Below are 18885 nucleotides of genomic sequence, written 5' to 3'. Positions count from 1 at the left end.
GCACGACGCCAAAGCGTTACCACACAAGGATCTCAGCCTGCACGCGGTTCGCTGCGCAGCGATTTTCCGCGTTCACATTTCCTTGACGAGCAGTCGCGCGCCTGCTGTACTAAATCAACCAAAGTGATTTAGGCGATTTGCTTCGGACCACATTACGTCGAAGCGTCATCGCCAAACGTCAAGCCCGCAGCTTCGCAGTTTCGATCTATCTGCAGTCCCATACGTCGTTGCCAATAACCGGAGGAGCGTCTCATGAATCTGAATTCCCACAGGCGTCCTGTCGCCAGGACAATCGCGTCGATGTGCGCCGCGGCAGCGGCGCTGTGGTGCGCAAGCGCGAGTCAGGCCGCCGACCAGCCCGTCATCGGCCTGATCACGAAGACCGATACGAACCCGTTCTTCGTCAAGATGCGCCAGGGCGCGGACGCGGCCGCGTCGAAAGACGGCGCGAAACTGATCACGGCCGCCGGCAAGTTCGACGGCGACAACGCGAGTCAGGTCACCGCGATCGAAAACATGATGACGGCCGGCGCGAAAGCAATCCTGATCACGCCGAGCGACACCAAGGCGATCGTGCCGAGCATCAAGAAGGCACGCGCGGCCGGTGTGATGGTCATCGCCCTCGATACGCCGACCGATCCGCAGGACGCAACCGACGCCCTGTTCGCCACCGACAACTTCAAGGCCGGCGTGCTGATCGGCAAATATGCGAAGGCCGCGCTGAACGGCAAGCCCGCGAAGATCGCCACGCTCGATCTCGCGCCGGGCGTGTCGGTCGGCGTGCTGCGCCACAACGGCTTCCTCGAAGGCTTCGGCGTCAAGGAAGGCGATCCGTCGATCGTCTGCAGCCAGGACACGCGCGGCGATCAGGCGAAAGGTCAGACGGCGATGGAAAACTGCCTGCAGAAAGCGCCCGACATCAACGTGGTCTACACGATCAACGAACCGGCCGCGGCCGGCGCGTATCGCGCGCTGAAGGCGGCGGGTAAGGACAAGGGCGTGATGATCGTGTCGATCGACGGCGGTTGCGAAGGCGTGCGCAACGTGAAGGCCGGCGCGATCGCGGCGACCTCGCAGCAGTATCCGCTGAAGATGGCCGCGCTCGGCGTCACCGCCGGCGTCGACTACGCGAAAACCGGCAAGAAGGTCTCCGGTTATCACGACACCGGCGTCACGCTGATCACCGACAAGCCGATGTCCGGCATCGACAGCAAAGACACGAAATTCGGCCTCGACAACTGCTGGGGCAACAAGTAACGCGCATTGCATAGCGGCCCGTTGCGCGTCGTACCGGGCCGCCAATTGATTTGCCGCGTGACCTTCACGTCACGCTCATGTACCGAGGACTGCCATCATGTCGACCCCTTCCGCGCCCGCCGGCCGGCCGCGCCCGTCTTTCACCGAGCACCTGCCGTCGCTGTCCGAAATCGGACCGCTGATCGCGCTGGTGCTGGCCTGCGCATTCTTTATCTCGCAGAGCAGCCGCTTTCTATCGTTCCAGAACCTGTCGCTGATCCTGCAACAGACGATGGTCGTCGCGGTCATCGCGATCGGCCAGACGCTGATCGTGCTGACCGGTGGCATCGATCTGTCCTGCGGCATGGTGATGGCCTTCGGCTCGATCATCATGACGAAGTTCGCGGTCGTGCTCGGCGTGCCGCCGATCCTCGCGATTCTGTGCGGCATCGGCGCCAGCACCTTGTTCGGCTTACTGAACGGTCTGTTGATCACGCGCATCAAGTTGCCGGCGTTCATCGTCACCCTGGGTACGCTGAACATCGCGTTTGCGCTCACGCAGATCTACTCGAACGCGGAAAGCGTGTCGAACCTGCCCGACGCGATCATGTTCCTCGGCAGCACGTTCAGGCTCGGACCGGCGGAAGTCACGTACGGCACCGTGCTGACGCTGCTGATGTATCTGGCCACGTGGTTCGTGCTGCGCGACACGGTGCCCGGCCGGCATCTGTACGCGCTCGGCAACAACGCCGAGGCCGCGCGACTGATGGGCCTGTCGTCGCAGCGGATTCTGCTGACCGTCTACACGCTTGCCGGCGCGATCTACGGCATCGCCGCGCTGCTGTCGGTAGCGCGCACCGGTGTCGGCGATCCGCAGGCCGGGCAAACCGAGAACCTCGACAGCATCACCGCGGTCGTGCTCGGCGGCACGAGTCTGTTCGGTGGACGCGGCTCGATCGTCGGCACCTTGCTTGGAGCGCTGATTGTCGGCGTATTCCGTAACGGCCTGACGCTGATCGGTGTTTCCTCGGTGTACCAGGTATTGATCACCGGCATCCTCGTGATTCTCGCGGTCGCCGCCGATAAACTCTCGCACCGCGGCCGTTGATCCCGCACAGGAGCCTTGTCATGTCGACCTCCACCTCCTCTTCCATGTCCGCTGCGATGCCGGTTCTGCAGGCACGCGGGCTCGTCAAACGTTACGGCAACGTGACCGCGCTCGACGGTTGCGATTTCGAAGTGCTGCCCGGCGAGATCCTCGCGGTGATCGGCGACAACGGCGCGGGCAAATCGTCGCTGATCAAGGCGCTCTCGGGCGCGACGGTGCCCGACGAAGGCGAGATTCTGCTCGACGGCAAACCGGTCAAGTTCCGCAGTCCGCTCGATGCGCGCGCACAAGGCATCGAGACCGTGTACCAGGAACTCGCCGTCGCGCCGGCGATGAGCATCGCCGAAAACCTGTTTCTCGCCCGCGAATTGCTGAAGCCCGGCTGGCGCGGCTCGCTGTTCAAGATGATCGACAAGCGCCGCATGCTCGACGAAGCGACCGCGGCCATGAAGGATCTGCAAATCGGCATCCGCTCGATGCGCCAGGCGGTCGAAACGCTGTCCGGCGGCCAGCGCCAGGGCGTCGCCGTTGCACGCAGCGCGGCATTCGCGCGCCACGTGGTGATTCTGGACGAGCCCACCGCCGCGCTCGGCGTGAAGGAAGGCAACATGGTGCTCGAACTGATCCGGCGCGTGCGCGAGCGTGGCCTGCCGGTGATTCTGATCAGCCACAACATGCCGCACGTGTTCGAGATCGCGGACCGCATCCATATCCAGCGGCTCGGCCGGCGCGCGGCGCTCGTCAATACGAAGGACGTGCACATGTCGGAAGCGGTCGCGATCATGACCGGGGCGAAGGAAGCCGACGTGAAGGCGATCGCATGACGCGCCGCCCAATCCGCTGAGCCACGAGGCCGGTACACGACAATGGACACCCCCAGCACCAGCAGGCGTTCGCCGGTCAAACGCACGGTCGGTTCGAATCAGGTCGGCATGCGGCAATTCAACGAGCGCATCGTGCTGCAAACGATCCGCTTGCATGGACCACTGCCGAAGGCCGAGGTCGGCCGCCTCACGCGTCTTTCGATGCAGACGGTGTCGATGATCGTCGACCGGTTGATCGCCGACGGCCTGCTCGAAAAGCACGCGCGCGTGCGCGGCAAGATCGGCCAGCCGTCGGTGCCGATCGCGTTGTGCGCGGACGGCGCGTACACGATCGGTATCAAGGTCGGACGCCGCAGTCTCGACGTGCTCGCGATGGACTTCGCCGGGCGCATCGTATGCCGCGACGTATTCGAGTATGCGTATCCCGATCCGCGCGCGCTGTTCCCCGCGCTCGAAAACAAACTCGCGCGCGTGAACCAGACGCTCGGCGCGAAGGCGGGCAAGGTGGTCGGCGTCGGTGTCGCGGCGCCGTTGTGGCTCGGCGGCTGGCGCGACTTTCTCGGCGCGCCGCCCGACGCGCTCGACGCCTGGAACGACATCGATCTGCGCGCGCGCATCGCGACGATAACCGGCCTGCCCGTCGAGTTCGCCAAAGACACCACGGCCGCCTGCGCGGCCGAACTCGTGATGGGCCAGGGCCGCGGCATTCACAACTTCCTGTATCTGTTCGTCGGCACGTTCATCGGCGGGGGTCTCGTGATCGACGGACGTCTGCATGGCGGTCCGCACGACAACGCGGGCGCGGTCGGTTCGATCCCGCTGCGCGAAGGCGGCGCACGCAAACCCGCGCGGCAGTTGCTGCACGCGGCATCGGGCTTCGTGCTCGAACGACTGTTCAGCGATGCGGGCGCGCCGGCGGCCGCGGCGCATGATCATCGCGCGTTGTCGCCCGAGTTGTGGCGGCATACCGAGCGATGGCTCGACAGCGCGTGCCCGGCGATCGCGAACGCGCTAACCAATGCGGCCGCGTTGCTCGATCTCGAAGCCGTCGTGATCGACGGCGAGTTCGACCGGCTACTGCTGCGCGAGATCATTCGCCGCACCGAGCGCGTGCTCGATCGTTTCGAATGGGAAGGGATGGTGCGGCCGCAATTGCTCGAAGGCGCGATCGGCGCCGATGCCCGCGCGATGGGCGGTGCGATTCTGCCGCTATATGCGCATTTCGCGCCGGTGCATGAGCTGTTCCTGAAGCCGGCGGCGTCGGAGGCAGGTTATGACGAGCGGTGAGCGATTCACTGCGCGGCAACTTTCGTCGCCGCAGGCGTCGATCCCGCCGGCGCCGCCGTCACCGTTTTCTGAACCGGCTTATCGAGCAACGGCTGCAACGCCGGTGCCATCGACTTGAGCAACTGCACCGCCAGCGCACTCGTGAAGTCGTAACGCGCGGCATACGGCTCGTGCACCCACGCGGTCAACGTGCCGTAGAAGCGGTCGCCGAGCGCGAACACGAAGGTCGCGCTGCGATTCACCTTGCGCGACTCGATCAACCGCGCGCCCTTCGCATACACGTTCAAGCGCTGATCGCCGGTGCCGGTCTTGCCATAGACTTCGAGCGTTTCGCCGTTCGGGAACGTCATGCCTTGCGCGAGACGCCTCGCGGTGCCACCCGTCACGACGTCGCGCAACAGCATCCGCACCTCCCCGGCAATCTCCGGCGACACCTGCTGCTGCGGCGCGACCACCGCGCGCCTGAAATGCGTTTCGTACGGCGTATCCTTCGCGAAGTCGATTTGCGTCAGCGTTTCGGTCGGCACCTTGTTGCCGCCGTTCGTGACCACGCCGATCAGTTGCGCGAGCGCCGCCGGACGATCGCCCGACGCGCCGATCGCCGCCGCATACGACGGCGTCAGCGTCGCGAACGGATAGCCGAGCGCCTGCCACGATTTGCCGATCGCGTCGTAGGCGCGCAGCTCGACCATGCGCTTGATGCGGTGATCCTGGGTCACGTGATAGCGCGTCTTGAAGAGCCACGAGTAAGTCGACAGGCGCACGTCCTGGCTCGCGGCTTCGATCTGCGCAAGCGTCGCATCCGGATGCGAGCGCAGGTAGTTCAGCGTCCATAGTTCGAGCGGGTGCACACTCGAAATATAGCCGCGGTCGTTCAGGTTGAAGCGGTTGATGCCGTACTTGTCGTACAGATTCGCGAGATCTTCGTCGTCGAGCATCGAAGCCGCCGGCGTGTTCTTCAGCGCCGCGTACATCATCCTGTTGAACCACGCGTTCGATTGATCCGGCGCGACGCTGCGCAACGCGGTCGCCACTTTCGGGGGCGACTTGCGCACCCCGAGCAGCAATAGCGTGATCTGCTGATCAGGCGTCTTGCCGCGGTACTTCGTGTAGAAACGCTTCATGTACACGCGGCTTTCCTGATCGGCGAAACGTGTCAGGTACATCTTGCGGGTCGCCGGATCGCCGAGCCATTGCGACGACGGCCCGGTGGTCTGCACCATTTCATAGTGCACGATATCGCGCATCAGCCGCACGAACACGAGGTTCACCGAATGCTGGAACGCGCGATGCACGGTCAGGATGCGGCTGTTGTCGTCGGACTCGAAGTTCGTGAAGGTCTGCGCGCCGCCGCCCGTAAAGAACGTTTCGCCCGGGCTCGCCGAGTATTTACGCTCGACGGCGGCGTCGAGCATAGGCTGCAGCGAATGGTCGCGCGTGTGCAGCAGATAGTCGATCGCCCAGCGCGTCAGCCGATCGTTCGGATCGGGCGTGATCGCCTTCAGCTCGGCATTGCTCAGCGATGCGTAACGTGTGTGCAAATCGGTGACGATCTGCAGATACGTGATGACGGTGCGCAGTTTCGCGGTCGAGCCGAGGTTCAGGCGCGCGCCGGAATTGATGTCGAACGGCTGGTTCACGCTATCGGTCTGCACGCGCACGAGGTTCGCGTCGCCGTGCCGCTCGAACAGCGTGAAGCTGTAGGCGATATGCGACGGATCGTCGGACCCGCGCAGCATTTCGTAGCCGACGAGACCCGCGGCCTTCGCGCCGTCTTTCGTCGCGGCGGCGGCGAGGCGCTCGGCAACGGCTTGTTGCACGTCATTGTTCAGCGTGCCTGTCGCCTGCACGTCGAGGCGGTCCAGTTCATAGAAACTACGCACGCCGAGCGCGGCGAGCAGATGCGAGCGCATCGACGTGACGGCCTTGCGCGACACGAACGAACCGAGATCCGGTGTGCTGCGCGGCGCGCGATGCAGTTCGACGTGCGCCGCCAGCGCCGCGTCGCGCAACTGCTCAGTGATCACGCCGCCACTCGCGAGCAGCCGCAGATAGCTGTCGGTCAGCCGTTCGAGGTCGGGATAGCCGCGCTGCAGAAAAAACGACGGCGCGCGCTGCGCGATCATCAGCGACAGCACTTCGCGAAACGCCAGACCCTGGTCGGGCAGATTTGCATCGGTCGACGGCGCCTTCAGCAGCCGGTTGGTCTCGCGGAAATCGCGCCCATACCAGGCGGCGAGCCCATCGCCGATACCGTTGATTTCGCCGACGCCGGGCTGCGCGGCAAGCGGCACCGAGTTCAGATAATGGACCACGATCTGTTCGCGCGCGGGCAGCGTTTGCGGTCCGTTCAGATAAGCGCGCACCGACGCCGACGCGATTTGCCGCAGCTTTTCCGGCGGCGTCGCGGTGCGGCCGCCCGCCGAGTGACGGAATTTCTCGATCTGCGTCGCGAGCGTGCTGCCGCCGGGCGTCTGCCGATGACGATCGAACACGCGCGCGCCCTGGTCGACGAGCGCGCGGCTGAAGCGCCCCCAGTCGATCGCCGGATTGCGGTTCGGCTGATCCGGATCGAGCAGATAGCGGTCTTCGATGAACAGCAGCGAGTTCACTACGAGCGGCGGAATCGCGCCGAAGCTGTCGTACACGCGACCGGGAAACTGAGCGCTGTATAGCGGCACGCCGGTGCCGTCGAACAATTGCAGGCCGGCCGTGTCTTTTTCGTCGTAAGGCAGGAACAGGCCGTCATCGGCTAGCGAAAGCATGCGTTCTGAATCGCGCGCCTGCGAGCTGATTTCAAAGCCATGTTGCAACAGACGCTGCTGGATAGCCGGCAACAGCGCGTAGCCGAGGCGCGCGTCGTACGGGCCCTTGTCGGCTTGCGGAAAGCGGATGGAATGACTGGGACCGTCGGTGACCGAAAAAGCGACGTCGCGGGTCAGCTCGGAAAGGTACCGCGCCTGCAGTCGCGAGGTCTCGATCTCGATCTGCACGAGCCGCGCAATCAGCGCCACCGCGAGCAGCAAAAACGCGCCAAGCCCCCATTTGAGCCAACGCCAACTCCGCACGGGCACGGTGCTGGTCACGCGAAGCGGAAACCGAAGCGGTGGCCGATTCATGGCTGCTCTCCCCGAGCGATGGCCAGGGTGTCGAGCCTGGCTCAGTTCATTCAAACCAGTGTAGCTCGGAACGAGAAACCCTCATCGGTTCGGATTGGTGTGACAGTGTCGCGGCTACAACACCTGCTGGCGTCGGATGACAAAACGCGAACCGGCATGAGATATTGAAGCTCTTTTCATACGAATAACAAACCGCCTTTTCGGGCGGTTTTGCCGTTTCTGGCGGGCCTTGCCGAAAGAAAGTCGTTTTTTGGCTGCATTCTTACCGGCAACCGGGCGGACGGCTGAGCAATTTGATTGCGCAGCGCCTAAATTCGCGCTTTCGTCTGTGCCCGCAACAGCGCGATAAACCGTTCCGCCGGCGGCGACAGCACGCCGCCCTTGCGCGTGACGATGCCGAACGTCTGCGATGGCGATTTGAGCCTGACCGGCACGACGCGCAGCATCTTGTGCCGCACGAACGGCCCAGCAATTGCGCTCGGCAGCAGCGAAACGAGTTCGGCGCTGCTTTGCAGCAGTGCAACTGTCACGAATGTGGAAGCCGTCGAAATCGGATTGTCGGGCATGTCGAGGCCGGCGAGATCCATCTCGCGTTCGAGCAGCGCATGCAGCGGCATGTGTGACGGATACATGACCCAGCGATGCCCGGCGAGATCGCGCAACATCATCTCGCGGCGCGGCAACGGCGCATGCTGATAACCGACCACCACCGCCAACGGCTCGTCGCCGAGCGGACGATACTGATACTTCGACGGATCGGCCGCGACCGCCGCTCGGCCGACCACCAGATCGAGCCGCCCGTCGTCGAGCTGCGCGAGCATTCGTGCACTGGTGTCCTCGACCACTTCGATCGCCAGACCCGGTTGCGCCGCATGCAATTGATTCAGCGCGGGCACCACGCAGTCGGGAATCGCGCCCATGATCGCGCCGAGCGCGAGCCGCCCGCCGCGCCCCGAGCGAATTTCGGCGACGTCCTGGCAGAGCGCGGTCAGGTCCGACGTCACGACGCGCGCATATCGGATCACGCAATGACCGAGCTGGTTCGGGATCATGCCGCTTTTCGAGCGCTCGAAAAGCGGCGCGTCGAGCATCGATTCGAGCTCCTGCAGCGCCTTGCTCGCCGCCGATTGCGTCATCGACATCACGCCGGCCGCTTTGTGCAGCGATTTGTGATCGTCGAGCGCGATCAGCAGATGCAGCTGCTTCATGCGCAGCTTCGACAGCAGGACGTTGAGCGTGTCTTTCATCGGTGGGGTGAGTCGCAAAAGCGATCACGATATGGAAACAATTCAATATACCCGCGAGGCCCAGCGCCGTATAGTCGCCGAAGGAGACATTCATCCAGTTGCGCCGCCCGTTCGCGGGCTCGAGCGCAATCCTTCCATCCCCGTACGGACCACATCGCCATGAGCCAAGCGTCACACTCTCCCGCCCTGCGCGGCGTCTTCCCCGTCGTGCCGACGATCTTCGACGACGCCGGGCGTCTCGACCTCGAAGGCCAGAGGCGCTGCCTCGATTTCATGATCGACGCCGGCTCGAACGGCCTGTGCATTCTCGCGAACTTCTCCGAGCAGTTCGCGCTGTCCGACGACGAGCGCAACACCCTGATGCATCTCGCGCTCGAACACGTCGCGGGCCGCGTGCCGGTCATCGTCACGACCACGCACTTCAGCTCGTACCAGTGCGCGGAGCGCAGCCGCGCAGCGCAGGCCGCGGGCGCCGCGATGGTGATGGTCATGCCGCCGTATCACGGCGCGACGATCCGCATCGGCGAGCGCGGCATCTACGAGTTCTATCGTACGGTGTCCGATGCCATCCAGATTCCGATCATGATCCAGGACGCGCCGGTCAGCGGCACGCCGTTGTCCGCGCCGTTCCTCGCTCGCATGGCGCGCGAGATCGACAACGTGTCGTACTTCAAGATCGAAACGCCGCAGGCCGCGAACAAGCTGCGCGAGCTGATCGAACTGGGCGGCGACGCGATCGTCGGTCCGTGGGACGGCGAGGAAGCAATCACGCTGATGGCCGACCTCGATGCGGGCGCGACCGGCTCGATGACGGGCGGCGGTTATGCCGATGGCATCCGCCTGATCGTCGATGCCTATGCGGCCGGTGATACCGAGGCCGCCGCCGCGCACTATCAGCAGTGGCTGCCGCTGATCAACTACGAGAATCGCCAGGGCGGCCTCGCATCGTGCAAGGCGCTGATGAAGGAAGGCGGCGTGATCGGTTCGGACGCGGTGCGTCACCCGCTGCCGCAGATGCATCCGGCGACGCGCGAAGGACTGTTGAAGATCGCACGCCGGCTCGATCCGCTGGTGTTGCGCTGGGGTCGATAACGCAGAACGAAGCGCGGCGGGGCGCCTGTCGACGTGCGGGCTCACGCGGGCTGGACGGGCACACGCGATTGCCGCTAACCTAGGGCCTATCCACAAGCTCGCGCCCCATGCAAAGTTTCTACGAAGCCACCGTCACCCGCTCCTCCGCCTGCGCGCCGCTCAACGGCCGACGCAGCGCGCACGTCTGCATCGTCGGCGGCGGACTTGCGGGACTCTCCACCGCGCTGGGCCTCGCCGAACGCGGCGTCGAAGACGTCGTCGTGCTCGAGGCGCAGCAGGTCGGCTTCGGCGCATCGGGACGCAACGGCGGCTTCGTGTTCGGCGGCTACAGCCTCGATTGCGCCGACCTGCTGAAGACGCTCGGGCCGACTCGCGCGCGCGAACTCTATGCGCTGACCACCGACGCGGTCGAGCTGATGCGCAAGCGAATTGCGCGCTATCGGATCGATTGCGACGCGACCGATGCCGGCGTGATCCTCGCGAACTGGTTCGACGAACCTGCGCGTCTCGAAGCCCAACGGCGTCTGATGCGCGATTCGTTCGGCGTCGATTGGGAACCGATCGCTGCCAACCAACTCGCCGCGCATCTGAAAACGAGCCGCTATCACGGCGGCCTGTTCGAGCGCAACGCGTTCCATTTTCATCCGCTCAAGTACGTTGTCGGCGTCGCCGCGGCGGCCGCGCAAGCGGGCGTGACGATACACGAGCGCTCGCCGGTCGTCAGCTTGCGGCGCGACGGCGCCGGCTTCGTCGTCGAGACGCCGCAAGGTGCGCTCGACGCGCGTCACGTCGTGATGGCGGGCGGCGGCTATGCACGCAACGTGTACGCGCGCGTCGAGCGCGCGGTGCTGCCTATTGCCACCTACGTGATGGCAACGGAGCCGCTCGGCGAACGCTTGCACGACGCAATCGCCACACGCGCCGCGATCTATGACACCCGCTTCGCGTTCGACTACTACCGCCCGTTGCCCGACACGCGCATCCTGTGGGGCGGCCGCATCTCCGTGCGCGAGCGCGAGCCCGAGGCGATCGCGCGTCTGTTGCGACAGGACCTGCTGAAGGTCTATCCGCAGCTGCGCGACGTGCGCATCGAGCACGCATGGGGCGGCCTGATGAGCTACGCGCGACACAAGATGCCGCAGATCGGCCAAAGCACGGACGGCGTCTGGTACGCGGTCGGTTTCGGCGGACACGGCATGGCGCCGACCACGGTGTCGGGCGAACTGCTGGCCGCGGCTATCTCCGGTGAGCGGCCGGTGCCCGACGCGTTCGCGACCTTCGGCCTCGCGCGCACGTACGGCGCGCTCGGCCTCGCGGCCGCGCAGCTCACGTACACCGCGATGCAAACACGCGACGCACTCGCCGCGCGCCGCCGGCCCACGCGCCCGGTCGCGTAAGCGCCACGCAAGCTCCTTCGAGATGCCTTCGTCGATGCCCGGGACCCACGCCAGAGGCCCGTTTCGCCATGCTAGAATGCGCCGTCACTGCCGCTCGAAACCACAATGAAAAAGGGAAGCAAGGCCGCCGAGCCTGATACCAACGGCATCGTGTCTGGCACGCCGCACGCCGACGCGCGACGTACCGGCGCGAGACGTACCGACGCCCCGCGTGTGGACGCCCCACGCAAATACGATCCCGAGCAGACTAAGCGCAACATCCTCGACGTCGCGACCCAGGAGTTCTCCGCGATGGGGCTGACGGGTGCCCGCGTCGACGCGATCGCGGAACGCACGAACACCACCAAGCGCATGCTGTACTACTACTTCGGCAGCAAGGAAGGGTTGTACCAGGCGGTGCTGGAAAAGGTGTATGGAGACATTCGCGCGCTCGAACAGGACCTGCACATCAGCGAACTCGATCCGGTCGAAGGCATGCGCGCGCTGGTCGAATTCACGTTCGACTACCACGACCGCCAGCGCGATTTCGTGCGCCTCGTGACGATCGAAAACATTCACGGCGCGAAGTACGTCGAGCAGGTCAAGACGTTCAAAGGACGCAACGTCACCGTGATTCACACGATCGAGGATCTGCTCGCGCGCGGCATCGCGGCGGGCCAGTTCCGCAGCGACATCGATCCGATCGATCTGCATCTGATGATCAGCTCGCTGTGTTTCCACCGCGTGGGCAACCGGCATACGTTCGGCACCGCGTTTGGGCGCGATCCGTCGCATCCGCGGCTGCGGGCGCGGCATCGGGCGATGATCGTCGATGCGATCTTGCGGTTCGTGAAGAAGGACGATTGACCCGGTTGCGCGGCGACCGGCTGAAATGGAAACGGGATGTGGTGAAAGCCACATCCCGTTTTTTATCGCTTCGAGAAACGCAGCCCGTTCAGCGGCTTACTGCCCCGGCAAACCGGTGACGGCAGTCGACGTGGTCGCCGCCGCACCGCGACGACAACCGGGGATTCGAAGGGAACTACGACCGTCACATGAAGCGACGGCTCAGCGGGAAGACTCAATCCACCAGCACGATCCGCTTGATATCGCCGACGACGAAGATATACGACAGCGCGCCGATCAACGCGATGACACCGATAAACACCAGCGCGCCCACGAACGAACCGGTCGCCGCGACGATCAGGCCCACCACGAGCGGCGTCACGATACCCGCCAGGTTCGCGGCGAAGTTGAAGATGCCGCCGGTCACGCCGAGCAAGCCCTCGGGCGCGATATCCGACACCAGCGTCCAGCCGAGCGCGGCCATGCCCTGCGCGAAGAACGCCACCGACAGAATCGCGATCACCACGACGTTGCTCTCGACATAGTTGGCGAGAATGATCGTCGACGCGAGCAGCAGACCCGCGATGATCGGCAGCTTGCGCGCGACGTTCGGCGATTTGCCACGGCGCAGCAGCCAGTCGGAGAACACGCCGCCGAACATCACGCCGATCGAAGCCGCGATGAACGGCATGATCGCGAAGAAGCCGATCTTCAGCCAGGCCATATGACGTTCGGTGGCGAGATACGTCGGGAACCACGTGAGGAAGAACACCAGCGTCGAATTGCCCGCGAACTGGCCGAGGCAGATGCCGGTCAACTGGCGATGCTTGAGCAACTGGCCAATCGTGCCCCATTGGAAGCCGCTCTTCTTCGATGCCGCAGTATCGGCCGCACCCGCGGCTGCACCCGCGACATCCTTGTTGCGTTGCGTGAGACCGCCGCCCGCCTCGATATAGTCGAGCTCTTCCTGATTCGCCGACGGATGATCGCGCGGCTCGCGATAGAGCAGCCACCACACCACGCCGAACGCGATACCGACGCCGCCGACCACGAGGAACAGCGAGCGCCAGCCGAATGCGCCCATCAGCATGAACAGGAACGGGCTGAAAAACGCGAGGCCGATATATTCGCCGACCGTGTAGGTGCCGGTCGCCATCGCGCGCTCGCTTTGCGGAAACCACGTGGCGACCACGCGGCTATTGGTCGGAAAGCATGGCGCCTCCGAAACGCCAAGGCCGAGACGGAAGGCGAACAGCCCGCCGATGCTCCCCACGAGCCCTTGCGCGAGCGTGCAGAGCGACCAGAACGTCATCGACAGGAAGTATGTGAGCTTGCTGCCGAAGCGGTCGAGAAACAGGCCGCCCGGAATCTGCGAGGCCACGTAGCTCCACGAAAACACGGAGAACAGCAGGCCCATCAGCGCGGCGTTGATGCCGAGCTCCTTCGTCAGCTGCGGTGCCGCGATGCCGAGCACGGTGCGGTCGAGATAGTTGATCATCGTGCCGACCGCGAGCAGCGCGAGGATCTTGTAACGGGCTTTCGAACGGCGCGCGGGGCTCGCCGCCTTGTTCTGCGCGGGCGAGCCCGCGGAGCTGGATTGGAACGATTGCGTCATGGCGTGCTTGTCTCCTCGATCAGCTTGGGTGCCGGTCTCTACGCGGCCGGTTAGCGTTGCAACAACGATTGAAAGTGGGAGTAGACGCGCTCGGCGTCCGGCTCGAGGCCCGTGAAAATACGCATGGCGTCGACCGCCTGGTAGACCGCCATGCCGCCGCCACTCAGCGTGCGGCAGCCAAGCGCCTCGGCCGCCTGCAGCAGCGCGGTGCGAATCGGGAAATAGACGATGTCGGCGACCCACAGGTCGCGGTGCAGCAATTCGGCCGGCAGCGGCAGGCCCGGCATTTTAGCCATACCGGTCGGGGTAGCGTGAATCAGGCCTTGCGCGGCGCCGAGCGATTCTTCGAGCGACGTGCCCGCGCTGACCTTGGCTTTCGGGAAACGCGCCTGCAACTCGTCGGCGAGCGACTGCGCGCGGGCGGCATCGACGTCGAACAGCGTCAGCGACTGCGCGCCCATGTTCAGCGCCGCATGCGCGACCGCCGCGCCGGCGCCGCCGGCGCCAAGCTGCACGACGCGTTCCAGCGACACGTCCGGCAAGCCGCGCTGGAACGCACGCGCGAAGCCGGACCAGTCGGTGTTGTGACCGATGCGCTTGCCGTCCTTGAACAGCACGGTGTTGACCGCGCCGAGCGCGCGGGCGTCGTCGGACAGTTCGTCGAGCAGCGGAATCACCGCCTGCTTGCACGGATACGTGATGTTCAGGCCGTTGTAACCCATCCGTTCGGCCGCCGTCAGCAGCTCCGGCAGCGCGGCGGTGTCGAGCTTCTGCGCATCGAGATCGATGCGTCGATAGACATAGTGCAGTCCGAGCTTGCTGCCCTCTTCCTCGTGCATCGCGGGCGTGAGCGAACCGCTGATGCCCGAGCCGATCAGGCCGACCAGAAAGGAGTGGGGAGTGGCCCGCAAGCTCGCCTGCGCATTGGCCAACGCGGCGATCTGCGCGTCGGTCCGGGAATTTCCCCGGGTGTTCGCTTGAGTGTTCATTTCGCCGCCCTATTCTTAAGAATCGTCGCCATCCGTTCCAGCGCGAGCACATAGCCCTGCGTGCCACAGCCGACGATGATCGCGTCCGCCACCGCCGACACGTACGAGTGATGCCGGAACGCTTCGCGCCGATGCACGTTCGAGATATGCACCTCGATGACGGGCTTTTCGATCGCGCTCAATGCGTCGGCGATCGCGACCGACGTATGGGTGTAAGCGGCCGGATTGATCACGACGCCGTCGACCTTGGTGCGCGCCGCGTGCAGCCAGTCGATCAGCTGATGCTCGGCGTTCGACTGGCAGAAGTCGATCGCGAGGTCGAGGCGCTCGCCCGCCTCGCGGCACAGCTTCGCGACGTCGTCGAGCGTTTGCGCGCCATAGATGGCCGGCTCGCGCGTGCCGAGCAGATTGAGGTTCGGTCCGTTCAGGACCAGTACGGAGGCAAAGCTCATGACAACGACTCCCGCAAAATAAGGCGCGACTCGAACCGCGGCACCCGCGGCGGTTCTTCGACGCATGGCGAAGTGTGCGCGCATCGGTCGTCGTCGTCATTCGGGGTTTCTACGAATTTGTACCATCTAGTTAGTTTGTATAGACTATCGAAACTCCCGGGTAGTGTGGGGTATTCTGGCCTGCGTCTTGCTTCAGTGCGTAACGAACTAGCTCATTTTTGCGCATTGCAGCAAGCCCGGCAGGCCGCGCCTCCAGGCGCGCCGCCGCGGTTTTTCTCTGAGTTTCCCCCTCGTTTGTCCGTTTTTGCAGGAGCCGTTCATGCAACGTTCGATTGCCACCGTGTCGATTAGCGGCACCCTCGTCGAGAAGCTGAGCGCGATCCGCGCGGCGGGTTTCGAAGGTGTCGAAATCTTCGAGAACGACCTGCTGTATTTCGACGGCTCGCCCGCCGACGTGCGCCGCATCGCCGACGACCTCGGCCTGAAGATCATGCTGTTCCAGCCGTTTCGCGATTTCGACGGCGTCAGTCCCGAACGGCTCGAGCGTAATCTCGACCGCGCGAAGCGCAAGTTCGACGTGATGCACGAGCTAGGCACGGACCGCATCCTCGTGTGCAGCAACGTGTCGCCGGACACGATCTGCGACGACTCGCTGATGATCGACCAGTTGGGCGCGCTCGCCCGCGCGGCCGAAGCGGCTGGCGTGGTCGCCGGCTACGAAGCGCTCGCCTGGGGCAGGCACGTAAAGACCTATCGCCACGCGTGGAAGCTTGTCGACGCCGTGAATCATCCGAATCTCGGGCTCGTGCTCGACAGCTTTCATACGTTGTCGCTGAACGACACGCCCGACGCGATCGCCGACATTCCTGGCGAGCGCATCGCGTTCGTGCAGATCGCGGACGCGCCGAAGCTTGCGATGGACGTGCTCGAATGGAGCCGCCACTACCGCTGCTTCCCCGGCCAGGGCGACTTCGATCTCGCGAACTTCACCGCGCAGGTCGTCAAGGCTGGCTACAAGGGCCCGCTTTCGCTGGAAATCTTCAACGACGGCTTTCGCGCCGCCCCCACCACGATCACGGCCGCCGATGGCCATCGCTCGTTGTTGTTCCTCGAAGAGCAAACTCGCGCGTTGCTCGAAGAGCAACAGCAGCCGCGCAAAACGACAGGCGGCCTGTACCGCTCGCCCGCCGCGCCCGCGCACGTCGGCTATCAGTTCCTCGAATTCGCGGTCGATCACACCACGCGCACGCAGCTAGCCGACTGGCTCGGCAAGCTGCGCTTTCGCCAGGCCGGCCAGCATCGCTCGAAGGACGTCACGCTGTATCAGCACGGCGCGGCCTCGATCGTGCTGAACGCCGAGCCCGATTCGTTCGCGAACGCGTTTTTTCAGCAGCATGGTTTGTCGCTGTGCGCATCGGCATTTCGTGTCGATGACGCGAGCCACGCATTCGAGCGCGCGGCCGGCTTTGGCTACGCGCCGTTCTCCGGCCAGATCGGGCCGAACGAGCGCGTGCTGCCGGCTGTGCAGGCGCCGGATGGCAGCCTCAACTATTTCGTCGACGAAACGCCCGATCAGCCCACGCTGTTCGAGGCCGACTTCGTGCTGACCGACGTCAACGGCCCGACCGAGGTGGGACCGCTCGAGCGCATCGATCACGTGTGTCTGTCGGTGCCGGCGAGTGCGCTCGATACGTGGGTGCTGTTTCTGCGCACCGCGTTCGGCTTCCTGGCCGAGCCGGGGGTGCTCGTTCCCGATCCGTACGGCCTCGTGCGCAGCCGCGCGCTGCGCAGCCCCGACGGCTCGGTGCGGATCGCGCTGAATGCATCGGTGGATCGCCATACGGCGGTGGCCGAGGCGCTGCACACGTATCACGGCTCCGGACTGAACCACGTCGCGTTCAGTACCGGCGACATCTTCGGCGCTCTCCCCGAGTTCGTCGCCGACGGCGTGCCGATCCTGCGCATTCCGCGCAATTACTACGACGACCTCGCGGCCCGCTACGCGCTGTCCGACACGCTGCTCGAAGCGATGCGCGCGAACAATATCCTGTACGACCGCGACGAACGCGGCGGCGAGTTTTTCCACGCTTATACGGAGCAACTCGACCAGCGCTTCTTCCTCGAGATCGTCGAGCGGCGCGGCGGCTATGACGGCTACGGCGCGGCCAATGCGGCGGTGCGGCTCGCGGCGCAGGCGCAGCGGCGCAAGTAACGGGCGGACACCGGAGGCACGACCGCGGCTTCGTCATTGGAGGTCGCCGCGTCGATACGGATTTCGTCTTTTCAGGCACGCGACCTGCGTCCCCGATCGGGGCAGGCTCGCCGTCTCGATATAATGGCGCCTGCTCAGCCGAATCGCCGAATCAACGCCAGGAGAGATATGAAGAAGTTCGCTGCAGTCCTGTCCCTTTCGCTACTGCTCAGCGCTTGCGCGTATTTCCAGAAAGACCCGGATTCCGGTGAACCCGTCACGGACACGACGACACAGCGTTCCGTCGACGACGTGGTCGCCTGTCTGACGCAGATGGCCAATCATCACAACGCCGCGTTCAAGTCGACCGGGATCCCGCAGGGTCAGATGCTCGACTTCGGCGACTCGAACGTCGTCAAGGTACGCAGCGACAACGGCGCGACAACTTACCGTTTCTATGCGGGCAAGCGTCATGTAAGCAACCTGTGGATCGAATCGGCAAGCAAAACCTGCGCGCCATAAGGCTTTGTGGCGCATAAAGGCGAAGTTGCAGGCGCCGGAATCTGATCCATTGCAACGTTCATGTCACGGTGTTACAGGACAATGGAGTCTTAAGAATCGTTTAAGACTTCGTCCGCAAGATCCCCGGACATGTCCCCGCACGAGGTGCGCTCCATGAATCAGCCCGAAATCAACACCAACGAAACACCGGCGAAACGGCCTACTATCCTGCGCCGTCTGTTGAGCCATCACGAACTCGCGACGCTGCTGCTGCTGCTGCACGCGCCGATCGATGCATCCGCAAAACCCGAAATTCCGCAGCTTTACGAAGCAGGTCTCGTCGAGACCGTTTCGAACGATGCGGGCACGCCGCATATCCGTCTGACGTCCGAGGGTAATGCGGTGTTGCGAGGGCTTGGGGTGAAGTAAGCAGATCGGCTCGCGACCCGGTCATCCGAGGCCGCGTCAGCGCTTTGCGTTGACGCGGCTTTAATGAGATGGTCAGCCCGACCAAAACAGCCCGATCGGCTTACTCTGATCGGGCTGTTTCCTTTTCGGAGATCGCCAACTTCACTTCCATCTCCTGCGCACCGCGGTAAGGCATCGGGTTGAACACTTCGTATAGTTCAGTTCGGGCATCAGCCGTAAGCCGTAGTCCCGCACATAGGTTGTAGACGCACCGTCAGATGGTGCGATCGGGGACTACTCGCTTAGGAGTCGCTTCAACTCCTGAAGAAATGAGGCGGTCGTGTGACCCCACGGCTCTGGAGCGAACTCGTGCCCATACATCTGTTCGAATGCAACATCGAGATCATGTGGGTGCCTTTTCTCAAACCTGTCTATTTCAGCAAGCATTGATTTATGGTCAGCCACCGGACTATCTCTTTTGTAGCATGCAACAATAGCAGGAATGGTATCACCCCATATATCGAAATCCTGATTCAGATAAACACCAAATAGTTGGCTCAGTTCAGGATACTCAGAATGTCGCATTTATCCGAC

The 18885-nt window shown here is 64.1% G+C and carries 16 protein-coding genes; 10 read left to right on the top strand and 6 right to left on the bottom strand.

Features of this window, described 5'->3' with window-relative positions; translation table 11 throughout:
- The first annotated feature begins 252 nt into the window (after positions 1-252).
- From F6X39_RS16215 to F6X39_RS16200, 4 genes are all read left to right on the top strand, one after another.
- A complete protein-coding gene (locus tag F6X39_RS16215) occupies positions 253-1257 on the top strand; it encodes a sugar ABC transporter substrate-binding protein (protein WP_187617336.1) in 1005 nt (334 codons plus the stop codon).
- Between the two features lie 97 nt (positions 1258-1354).
- Positions 1355-2344, top strand: coding sequence for an ABC transporter permease (locus tag F6X39_RS16210; protein ID WP_018423405.1), 990 nt, complete (start codon positions 1355-1357; stop codon positions 2342-2344).
- A gap of 20 nt (positions 2345-2364) precedes the next feature.
- Positions 2365-3168, top strand: coding sequence for an ATP-binding cassette domain-containing protein (locus F6X39_RS16205; RefSeq protein WP_184062996.1), 804 nt, complete (start codon positions 2365-2367; stop codon positions 3166-3168).
- A gap of 42 nt (positions 3169-3210) precedes the next feature.
- On the top strand, positions 3211-4455 hold the full coding sequence (locus tag F6X39_RS16200) for an ROK family transcriptional regulator (protein WP_184025444.1): 1245 nt from the start codon (positions 3211-3213) through the stop codon (positions 4453-4455).
- A 5-nt stretch (positions 4456-4460) separates the two neighbouring features.
- On the opposite strand, the gene F6X39_RS16195 is transcribed toward F6X39_RS16200, so the two are convergent.
- Complete coding sequence (locus F6X39_RS16195; protein ID WP_187617335.1) at positions 4461-7574, bottom strand: transglycosylase domain-containing protein; 3114 nt, start codon at positions 7572-7574, stop codon at positions 4461-4463.
- A 308-nt stretch (positions 7575-7882) separates the two neighbouring features.
- Positions 7883-8821: a LysR family transcriptional regulator gene (locus F6X39_RS16190; RefSeq protein WP_187617334.1), complete on the bottom strand. Its 939-nt coding sequence runs from the start codon at positions 8819-8821 to the stop codon at positions 7883-7885.
- 159 nt (positions 8822-8980) lie between these two features.
- On the opposite strand from F6X39_RS16190, the gene F6X39_RS16185 reads away from it, so the two are divergent.
- The 3 genes from F6X39_RS16185 to F6X39_RS16175 all read left to right on the top strand — a co-directional run bounded on the left by F6X39_RS16185 (position 8981) and on the right by F6X39_RS16175 (position 12156).
- A complete protein-coding gene (locus F6X39_RS16185) occupies positions 8981-9913 on the top strand; it encodes a dihydrodipicolinate synthase family protein (protein WP_187617333.1) in 933 nt (310 codons plus the stop codon).
- A 107-nt stretch (positions 9914-10020) separates the two neighbouring features.
- Entirely contained in the window at positions 10021-11310 is a 1290-nt protein-coding gene (locus tag F6X39_RS16180) for an NAD(P)/FAD-dependent oxidoreductase (RefSeq protein WP_187617332.1), read from the top strand.
- A gap of 105 nt (positions 11311-11415) precedes the next feature.
- Positions 11416-12156, top strand: a complete 741-nt coding sequence (locus F6X39_RS16175; protein ID WP_090806910.1) for a TetR/AcrR family transcriptional regulator — start codon at positions 11416-11418, stop codon at positions 12154-12156.
- 214 nt (positions 12157-12370) lie between these two features.
- On the opposite strand, the gene F6X39_RS16170 is transcribed toward F6X39_RS16175, so the two are convergent.
- The 3 genes from F6X39_RS16170 to aroQ are packed head-to-tail and all read right to left on the bottom strand — an operon-like array spanning position 12371 to position 15191.
- Entirely contained in the window at positions 12371-13750 is a 1380-nt protein-coding gene (locus F6X39_RS16170) for an MFS transporter (RefSeq protein WP_187617331.1), read from the bottom strand.
- A 50-nt stretch (positions 13751-13800) separates the two neighbouring features.
- Entirely contained in the window at positions 13801-14739 is a 939-nt protein-coding gene (locus F6X39_RS16165; RefSeq protein ID WP_187617330.1) for a shikimate dehydrogenase, read from the bottom strand.
- Positions 14736-15191, bottom strand: a complete 456-nt coding sequence (gene aroQ, locus F6X39_RS16160) for a type II 3-dehydroquinate dehydratase (RefSeq protein WP_187617329.1) — start codon at positions 15189-15191, stop codon at positions 14736-14738. The genes F6X39_RS16165 and aroQ overlap by 4 nt, the downstream gene beginning before the upstream one ends.
- 319 nt (positions 15192-15510) lie before the next feature.
- On the opposite strand from aroQ, the gene F6X39_RS16155 reads away from it, so the two are divergent.
- From F6X39_RS16155 to F6X39_RS16145, 3 genes are all read left to right on the top strand, one after another.
- Positions 15511-17403, top strand: coding sequence for a bifunctional sugar phosphate isomerase/epimerase/4-hydroxyphenylpyruvate dioxygenase family protein (locus F6X39_RS16155; RefSeq protein WP_187617328.1), 1893 nt, complete (start codon positions 15511-15513; stop codon positions 17401-17403).
- Between the two features lie 168 nt (positions 17404-17571).
- The gene (locus F6X39_RS16150; protein ID WP_090806920.1) at positions 17572-17904 is read left to right on the top strand and encodes a hypothetical protein; all 333 of its coding nucleotides are present in this window, start codon (positions 17572-17574) and stop codon (positions 17902-17904) included.
- Positions 17905-18057: 153 nt separating this feature from the next.
- Positions 18058-18312 (top strand): hypothetical protein, encoded by a 255-nt coding sequence (locus F6X39_RS16145; RefSeq protein ID WP_090810191.1) that lies wholly within the window; start codon positions 18058-18060, stop codon positions 18310-18312.
- A gap of 273 nt (positions 18313-18585) precedes the next feature.
- Here the strand turns inward: F6X39_RS16145 and F6X39_RS16140 are convergent, their stop codons facing one another.
- Positions 18586-18876, bottom strand: coding sequence for a contact-dependent growth inhibition system immunity protein (locus F6X39_RS16140; RefSeq protein WP_187617327.1), 291 nt, complete (start codon positions 18874-18876; stop codon positions 18586-18588).
- Between the last annotated feature and the right edge of the window lie 9 nt (positions 18877-18885).

Source organism: Paraburkholderia sp. UCT2 (assembly GCF_014397665.1).
Classification (GTDB): Bacteria; Pseudomonadota; Gammaproteobacteria; order Burkholderiales; family Burkholderiaceae; genus Paraburkholderia; species Paraburkholderia tuberum.
Note: the sequence above shows the minus strand (reverse complement) of the source record. Positions and strands in the feature narration are given on the sequence as shown.

Coding starts and splice junctions, on each gene's coding strand:
- F6X39_RS16165 (WP_187617330.1), bottom strand. CDS start 14,739: ATGAACACTCAAGCGAACACCCGGGGAAATTCCCGGACCGACGCGCAG.
- F6X39_RS16145 (WP_090810191.1), top strand. CDS start 18,058: ATGAATCAGCCCGAAATCAACACCAACGAAACACCGGCGAAACGGCCT.
- F6X39_RS16215 (WP_187617336.1), top strand. CDS start 253: ATGAATCTGAATTCCCACAGGCGTCCTGTCGCCAGGACAATCGCGTCG.
- F6X39_RS16185 (WP_187617333.1), top strand. CDS start 8,981: ATGAGCCAAGCGTCACACTCTCCCGCCCTGCGCGGCGTCTTCCCCGTC.
- F6X39_RS16150 (WP_090806920.1), top strand. CDS start 17,572: ATGAAGAAGTTCGCTGCAGTCCTGTCCCTTTCGCTACTGCTCAGCGCT.
- F6X39_RS16200 (WP_184025444.1), top strand. CDS start 3,211: ATGGACACCCCCAGCACCAGCAGGCGTTCGCCGGTCAAACGCACGGTC.
- F6X39_RS16210 (WP_018423405.1), top strand. CDS start 1,355: ATGTCGACCCCTTCCGCGCCCGCCGGCCGGCCGCGCCCGTCTTTCACC.
- F6X39_RS16190 (WP_187617334.1), bottom strand. CDS start 8,821: ATGAAAGACACGCTCAACGTCCTGCTGTCGAAGCTGCGCATGAAGCAG.
- F6X39_RS16195 (WP_187617335.1), bottom strand. CDS start 7,574: ATGAATCGGCCACCGCTTCGGTTTCCGCTTCGCGTGACCAGCACCGTG.
- F6X39_RS16170 (WP_187617331.1), bottom strand. CDS start 13,750: ATGACGCAATCGTTCCAATCCAGCTCCGCGGGCTCGCCCGCGCAGAAC.
- F6X39_RS16205 (WP_184062996.1), top strand. CDS start 2,365: ATGTCGACCTCCACCTCCTCTTCCATGTCCGCTGCGATGCCGGTTCTG.
- F6X39_RS16175 (WP_090806910.1), top strand. CDS start 11,416: ATGAAAAAGGGAAGCAAGGCCGCCGAGCCTGATACCAACGGCATCGTG.
- F6X39_RS16155 (WP_187617328.1), top strand. CDS start 15,511: ATGCAACGTTCGATTGCCACCGTGTCGATTAGCGGCACCCTCGTCGAG.
- aroQ (WP_187617329.1), bottom strand. CDS start 15,191: ATGAGCTTTGCCTCCGTACTGGTCCTGAACGGACCGAACCTCAATCTG.
- F6X39_RS16180 (WP_187617332.1), top strand. CDS start 10,021: ATGCAAAGTTTCTACGAAGCCACCGTCACCCGCTCCTCCGCCTGCGCG.
- F6X39_RS16140 (WP_187617327.1), bottom strand. CDS start 18,876: ATGCGACATTCTGAGTATCCTGAACTGAGCCAACTATTTGGTGTTTAT.